The sequence below is a fragment of the Sphingopyxis sp. genome (genome assembly GCF_036402335.1).
In the GTDB taxonomy this organism is placed as follows: domain Bacteria; phylum Pseudomonadota; class Alphaproteobacteria; order Sphingomonadales; family Sphingomonadaceae; genus Sphingopyxis.
On sequence record NZ_DASWTD010000387.1, the window covers coordinates 1 to 4,490 of the forward strand.

Consider the following 4,490-nt stretch of genomic DNA (forward strand, 5'->3'; position numbering starts at 1 on the left):
GGCAGAGTTGCGCGCTCGCGGTCAAATTGACCTGCATCGTGCGGTTCCAGTTTGCGAGCCAGTCGGTGTTGGGATCGCCCAGCGGATTGGCTTCGAACACCCCGGCGTTGTTGACGAGCACGTCGATGCGGCCGTCGAGGCGGTCGAGGCTCGCCTGCCACAGCCGGTCGGGCGTCGCGGGATCGGACAGGTCGCCATCGGCGCTCGACAGCGCGACAACCTTCGTCGCGTCGCCGGTCAACGCCTCGGCGATCGCGGCGCCGATGCCGCGACTGGCGCCCGTGATCAGGATATGCGTCGTCATGCCCCCGCCTTAGGCAGCGGGGCAGGGCTTGCCAAGCAAAGGAAGCGGAGCGTTACGCCACCCGGCGGCTGAATTCGCTTGCGGCCTGTTCGAGTTGCTGCAGCCGGCCGCCCATCTTGGCGAATTCCTGGCTCAGCACGCTGATCTCGCTCGCGACCATGCCCGAATCGTTGCGGATGCTCGCAATCGTCGACGACATCGAATCGGCGGCGAGCGCGGTTTCGTCGACTGCGGCGGTGATCGAGGTGACCGTCTGCGCCTGCGCGTCCATCGCGTCGCGGATGCGCTGTGCCGACTGCTGGACTTCGACGATCGTTTGCTGGATCGACTGGTTGGCGCTCACCGACCCGCGCGTCGCCTGCTGGATCGCGGTGATCTTGCCCGCGATATCGTCGGTCGCGCGCGCCGTTTCGTTCGCGAGGCTCTTTACCTCCTGCGCGACGACGGCGAAGCCGCGGCCCGATTCGCCCGCGCGCGCCGCCTCGATCGTGGCGTTGAGCGCGAGGAGGTTGGTCTGGCCCGCGATTTCGCGGATCAGGCCCAGGATCGATTCGATGGATTCGGCGTGATGCGATAGCGTTTCGGACATCGCGACGGCCTCGCCCGCCTGTTCCGACGCGCGCGTCGCGACGCTAGCCGAAGCTTCGACTTCGCTGCGCGCATCCTCGATCGCGCGGATCAGGCCCGCGGCGGTCGAGGCGGCTTCGCGCATCGCCATCGCCGATTGTTCGGATGCGGCGGCGACTTCGCTCGTCTTGGCGATCATGCCCTTCGCCGCCTGGTCGGCCGAGGCCGCCTGCCTGGCGAGCTGATCGCGGACTCCGTCGGTATCCTGCACCAGCGAGGCGATCGAGCGGTCGAAGTCGCCTGCGAGGGCCTGTCGCTCGCTCGAAAAGGCCGCGCGGTCGAGCTTGTTGGCATAGCGCTGCATGATGTCCAGTTCGAGCAGCGCGAGGCGGTTCACCGCGCTGGTCAGCCGCGTCAACCGCTCGGCATCGCCGAAACAGGCTTCGACGACATATTCGATCGTCAGCCGCTGGCTTTCGGCGATGCACGACATGACCGAGGCGAGCGGCAGCTTCACGCGCCGTGCCATATGGGCATTCTGGCACGCGATCGTCGCGACTTCCTGCCCGGCGGCATCGGAATATTTGGCCACGGTGTGGCGCGCGCTGCCGCGAATATAGGAGTCGAGCAACTCGCCATCGACACGGCGGTCGACGCTGGGCAGCGCGTTGAACGCGTCCCAATAGGCCGCGGCGATCGCTTCCTCGCGGCCGGCGATGATGACGTGGATTTCCGCGGCGTTGGCGGCGAGGCGTCCGTCGAGGTCGTAATAGGGAAAGCGATCGGCCATCGGCACCGGATCGATCTGCTGCTTGTGAATCGGATTTTCCTTCACCATGATCCTGCTTCCCTGATCGATCCAAAAAGCGCGCGAGTCTGCCGCCCGCATGCGTCCGCGAAACTGGTGAACGGGATATGCGATAGAAACGGTAAAGGCGGTGTTAACCCGAAGCCGGGGTCTTCCCCTCGGCGCCCGGGGACGGGGAGGGTACCGGATAGCCCTCGAACGCCTTGATCGTCCGCAGCGCAAAGGCGCTGTGCATCGCTGCGACCCCCGGCAGCCGCGACAGGCAGTGGCGGTGCAACCGGTCGAAATCGGCGACGTTGCGCGCCGCGACGCGGAGCCGATAGTCCGACGCCCCCGACAACAGCTGGCATTCGAGGATCTCGTTGAAACTCTTCACCGCGCTCTCGAACGCGGTCAGCGCTTCTTCGCTCTGCGACGTCAGGCTGATGTCGACGAACACATCAAGCCCGAGCCCGATGCTCTCGGGGTTCAGCCGCGCGGCATAGCCGGTGATAATTCCGGCCGCTTCGAGCGCGCGAATGCGCCGGTGGCACGCCGATGCCGACAGCCCGACGATTTCGCCGAGCTCGGCGGCGGGACGCGGGCCATTGCGTTGCAGCAAGTCGAGCAGCTTTACGTCGATCCGGTCAATCATATTGCGCCCTTGGTCCAGTTCACGCAAAATTTGTGCAATGCTGTCGCGAATCCGCGAGGGATATGCAAGCACCTCGCACCCCTTTTCTGTTAAAAGCGCCGACAAGTTTTCGGCGGCCGCAGTCGATCGCCGACGACATCCATATCCGGAGAGCGACCATGATCATCGGCACCCCCAAGGAAATCAAGAATCACGAATATCGCGTCGGCCTGACCCCCGAGAGCGCGCGCGAACTCGTCGTCCACGGCCACCGCGTGCTGGTCCAGACCGGTGCCGGCGAAGGCATCGGTGCGCACGACCGCTATTATGTCGAAGCGGGCGCCGAGATCGTCCAGACCGCCGAAGAAATCTTCGCGACGTGCGAGATGGTCGTGAAGGTCAAGGAACCGCAGCCGGTGGAACGCGCGATGCTGCGCCCGGGTCAGATCCTCTATACCTATCTCCACCTCGCGCCCGATCCCGACCAGACGCGCGACCTGATGAAATCGGGCGCGGTGTGCATCGCCTATGAAACCGTGACCAGCCCGCACGGCGGCCTGCCGCTGCTGAAGCCGATGAGCCAGGTCGCGGGCCGCATGTCGATCCAGGCCGGCGCGACCGCGCTCGAAAAGGCGCATGGCGGCCGCGGCGTGCTCCTCGGCGGTGTGCCGGGCGTGGCGCCGGGCAAGGTGTGCGTGATCGGCGGCGGCGTCGTCGGCTTCAACGCGGCGCAGATGGCGGCGGGCCTCGGCGCCGACGTCACCATCCTCGACCGCGACCCCGAAGTCCTCGAACGCGTCGGCACCTTCTTCGAGGCGCGCGCCAAGACGCGTTTCTCGAACCGCGCAAACCTTGCCGAATGCGTCGCCGAGGCCGATCTCGTCATCGGCGCGGTGCTGATCCCGGGTGCCGAGGCGCCGAAGCTGGTGACACGCGAGATGCTGGGCACGATGCGTCCCGGTTCGGTACTCGTCGACGTCGCGATCGACCAGGGCGGCTGCTTCGAAACCAGCCACGCGACGACGCACGCCGATCCGACCTATGTCGTCGACGGCATCGTCCATTATGCGGTCGCGAACATGCCCGGCGCGGTCGCGCGCACCAGCACCTATGCGCTTAACAACGTCACGCTGCCGCACGCGCTGCGCATCGCCGATCTGGGCTGGAAAGAAGCTTTGAAACGTGACGTGCATCTTGCGCAGGGTTTGAACGTTTGGGATGGTAAGGTGACGTTCGAGGCCGTAGCCGAAGCGGTCGGAACCGATTATGTGCCTGTCGAACAGGCGCTCGCCTGATAAGACAAGGATATAGAGAGACGATGACCGAGCCAGTGGCACCTCCCCCGCCCGAAGAGGAAGAAAATGAAGTGCTGCGCGCCGCGCGCGAACGCCAGCAGCAGCGCGAAGCCGCCGAGGCGGCGCAAGCCGCTGATCAGGAAGCGGGCAAGGGCAAGCGCGGCTGGAAGACCGCGGCGGCGGCCGGGCTCGGCATCGGCTCGGCCGCGGTGATCGCGGCGCTGCTCTACGCGAACCGCGGCAAGATCAAGTGAGGCTGGTCCCGGCGTCTTCGGGCGTGCGGGTGTCCTGATGCGAACCGCCGCTCGACTTTGCGTCGTCATGGCGGGGCTGGCGGCGTTCCAGCCCGTCATCGCGAAGCCCGACGCGGCGCCTCTGCCATGGAGTGCGCCCGCGACGACGCGGGTGACGACGGAAGAGCGCCGGTTCGCGAGCGGCGATACCGAACTCGCGGGAACGCTCTATATGCCGGCGAGCGGCAAGCCGGTGGCGGCGGTTGTCGTCACGCATAGCGCCTCGTCGCCGCTCCGTACCGCATCGCTGTACGATCATCTCAAGACAGCGCTACCCGCGCTTGGCATCGCGGTCTTCGCCTATGACCGGCGCGGGTCGGGGCAGTCGGGGACGAAAACGGCCGGCGGCGACTTTACGCTCCTGGCCGACGATGCGATCGCCGCGGCGCAGAGCCTGAAGGGCGATGCGCGCATCGATCCGAAGCGTATCGGCATATGGGGATTGAGCCAAGGCGGATGGATCGGCCCGCTCGCGGCATCGCGCAGCCCCGATATCGCGTTCGTGATCGCCGTCTCGGCGCCCGTCGTCACGGCGGATGTGCAGATGCTCTTTTCCTCGACCAATCACCTCATCGTCAACGGCCATTCGCAGGCTGAGGTCGACCAGATG

General features: G+C 66.3%; 6 protein-coding genes. 3 read left to right on the forward strand and 3 right to left on the reverse strand.

Features of this window, described 5'->3' with window-relative positions; genetic code table 11:
• The 3 genes from VGD20_RS12260 to VGD20_RS12270 form a co-directional block, all read right to left on the reverse strand.
• A partial coding sequence (locus VGD20_RS12260) for an SDR family NAD(P)-dependent oxidoreductase (protein ID WP_331134714.1) occupies nucleotides 1-304 on the reverse strand: 304 nt, incomplete at its 3' end.
• Between the two features lie 52 nt (nucleotides 305-356).
• The gene (locus VGD20_RS12265; protein WP_331134715.1) at nucleotides 357-1,709 is read right to left on the reverse strand and encodes a methyl-accepting chemotaxis protein; all 1,353 of its coding nucleotides are present in this window, start codon (nucleotides 1,707-1,709) and stop codon (nucleotides 357-359) included.
• Between the two features lie 103 nt (nucleotides 1,710-1,812).
• Entirely contained in the window at nucleotides 1,813-2,313 is a 501-nt protein-coding gene (locus tag VGD20_RS12270; RefSeq protein ID WP_331134716.1) for an Lrp/AsnC family transcriptional regulator, read from the reverse strand.
• A 158-nt stretch (nucleotides 2,314-2,471) separates the two neighbouring features.
• Between VGD20_RS12270 and ald the strand changes: the two genes are divergently transcribed.
• From ald to VGD20_RS12285, 3 genes are all read left to right on the forward strand, one after another.
• Nucleotides 2,472-3,587, forward strand: a complete 1,116-nt coding sequence (gene ald, locus VGD20_RS12275) for an alanine dehydrogenase (RefSeq protein ID WP_331134717.1) — start codon at nucleotides 2,472-2,474, stop codon at nucleotides 3,585-3,587.
• A gap of 23 nt (nucleotides 3,588-3,610) precedes the next feature.
• Nucleotides 3,611-3,841: a hypothetical protein gene (locus VGD20_RS12280; protein WP_252171143.1), complete on the forward strand. Its 231-nt coding sequence runs from the start codon at nucleotides 3,611-3,613 to the stop codon at nucleotides 3,839-3,841.
• A 37-nt stretch (nucleotides 3,842-3,878) separates the two neighbouring features.
• Nucleotides 3,879-4,490 (forward strand): alpha/beta hydrolase family protein (locus VGD20_RS12285; RefSeq protein ID WP_331134718.1); only part of this gene is annotated, 612 nt, incomplete at its 3' end.

What these genes read in the sequence shown, in the direction of transcription:
- VGD20_RS12270 (WP_331134716.1), bottom strand. Translation starts at nt 2,313, where the DNA reads ATGATTGACCGGATCGACGTAAAGCTGCTCGACTTGCTGCAACGCAAT.
- ald (WP_331134717.1), top strand. Translation starts at nt 2,472, where the DNA reads ATGATCATCGGCACCCCCAAGGAAATCAAGAATCACGAATATCGCGTC.
- VGD20_RS12265 (WP_331134715.1), bottom strand. Translation starts at nt 1,709, where the DNA reads ATGGTGAAGGAAAATCCGATTCACAAGCAGCAGATCGATCCGGTGCCG.
- VGD20_RS12280 (WP_252171143.1), top strand. Translation starts at nt 3,611, where the DNA reads ATGACCGAGCCAGTGGCACCTCCCCCGCCCGAAGAGGAAGAAAATGAA.